Annotated in this window: 2 protein-coding genes; both read left to right on the forward strand. The window is 62.8% G+C overall.

Annotated elements, in window-relative coordinates; all coding sequences use genetic code 11:
• Positions 1–276: 276 nt before the first annotated feature.
• Complete coding sequence (gene trpS, locus WBV42_RS09755) at positions 277–1,383, forward strand: tryptophan--tRNA ligase (RefSeq protein ID WP_423985854.1); 1,107 nt, start codon at positions 277–279, stop codon at positions 1,381–1,383.
• Positions 1,383–1,850: a GNAT family N-acetyltransferase gene (locus WBV42_RS09760; RefSeq protein WP_423985855.1), complete on the forward strand. Its 468-nt coding sequence runs from the start codon at positions 1,383–1,385 to the stop codon at positions 1,848–1,850. Before trpS ends, WBV42_RS09760 begins: the two co-directional genes overlap by 1 nt.
• Positions 1,851–2,014: the final 164 nt, after the last annotated feature.

Raw genomic sequence — 2,014 nt, forward strand, 5'->3', positions numbered from 1 at the left:
GCTCCCCTAGGACAGCCACGGACAACTGCGATTCGGCCGCCGTGGCGGCCGAATCGCTCGCTCGGCAACTCGCGTTTGTCACCACTCGCGTTTGCCACCGTCTCTCACGCCCGCGAAACCCTTTTGCCCGCAACTCACGGAGTAGCAATCGGCATGTCTTCGTTCACTACCGCCGGTGGTCGATTTTGGCCGACCACGGCATAGTCAACTGATCCTGTCGTATCGTTTCACCGATAGTCCGTTCTCCACCAGCGATTCGCTCGGCGGTGATACCCGATGACCGACATCGACCCGTGGGGCGACGTCGAAATCGCCGACTACTCGGCGACGATGGAGGGGTTCGGCATCGAACCCATCGGCCCGCTCGCCGACCGTCTTCCCGATAATCGTCTCGTCCGGCGCGGCATCGTCTTCGGCCAGCGCGACCTCGAAACCGTCCTCGACGCCCGCGACCGGGGCGACCCGTTCGCCGTCATGACCGGCCTCATGCCCTCCGGTGTCTTCCACTTCGGCCACCTCGCCGTGGTCGAACAGGTTCGCATGTTTCAGGAGATGGGTGCCGAGGTCACCCTCTGTGCAGCGGATATCGAAGCCTACGCGACGCGCGACGTGTCGCTCGAAGACGCCCGCGAACTGGTGATCGAGGAGTATCTCCTCAACTACGCCGCGGCGGGAGTCGATCTCGACCGGACGGATTTTTACTTTCAGTCGCAGGCGGGTAACGACCACCTCGCCCGGAGCAAACTGTTCTCGCGGTACATCACGGAAAACGAGTTCGAGGCGACCTACGGCGCGACCTCACCCGGAAAGATTTCTTCGGCGCTGACCCAGTACGCCGACATCCTCCGGCCGCAGGCACCCGAGAACGGCGGGCCGAAACCGACGGTCGTCCCGGTCGGTATCGACCAAGACCCGCACGTTCGTCTGACGCGGGACGTCGCCTCGCGCTACCGCGAGACCGCGTACGTAAAACCCGCGAGTACGTACCATCGGTTCATGCGCGGGCTACAAGGGGGGAAGATGAGTTCGTCCGACCCGGCGAGTTACATCGCACTCACGAATACCGTCGAGGACGCGAAGCGGAAAATCGACGCGGCGAAAACCGGCGGTCGCGCCAGCGTCGAGGAACACCGCGAGAAAGGGGGAACCGTCGAGGACGACATGGTGTTCGAACTGCTCGCGTTCCACCTCGTTCGGGACGACGACGAACTCGAACGAATCCGGCGAAAGTACGAATCCGGCGCGATGCTCTCGGGCGAACTGAAGCAAATCGCCAAGGAGCGCCTCGAAACCTTCCTTCGTGATCATCAGGAAAAACGCGAGGCGGCGCGACCGGACGTCGAGCGATATCTCGCCGAACACGGGTTCGGGGAGGCGACCTGATGCGAATTCGACGACTGCGAGCGGGGGAACTCGTCCGGTTTGTGGACGACCTCTGGGTCCCATTCGCTCGCGAGATGGCGGAGATGGACGACTTCGACACGCTGGCCGACCACGGGGTCAGGGCGAACGTATTTTCGTACGTGAAAGACCGTTTCTCCGACGCGAGCATCGCCACGTTCGTCGCGGACGACGACGGCTTGATCGGCTACGTATCGGTCGAAAAACGGGATTCTCCGCCCGTCTTCGCCCGCGGCCCGCGGGGCTACATCGACGGCCTGTTCGTCCGCCGAAGTCACCGACGGCACGGGATCGCTACCGCACTCCTCTCGCGGGCCGAATCGTGGGCCCGACGGCAAGGGTGTGAGTTCATCTCGCTCGACGTTCACGCGGAAAACCACGTCGCCCAGTCGCTCTACCGGCGCGACGACTACGTGACCAAGCGCCATCGAATGACGAAACGACTGTAATCCGACTCGACGAACGCTTCCGCCGGGACTCCTGCTCGATGCTCACTTCCGGCGGGACCGTTCGAAACTCGGGTCCAACGTGACAACGTGGAATACGCTTATTATCGTCGCCACCGAGGACATACTCTGGTAACAGACCTCGCTATGAGCGTTGCATCCGTGGC

It is taken from the genome of Haladaptatus sp. (assembly GCF_049589095.1).
Taxonomy (GTDB): Archaea; Halobacteriota; Halobacteria; order Halobacteriales; family Haladaptataceae; genus Haladaptatus.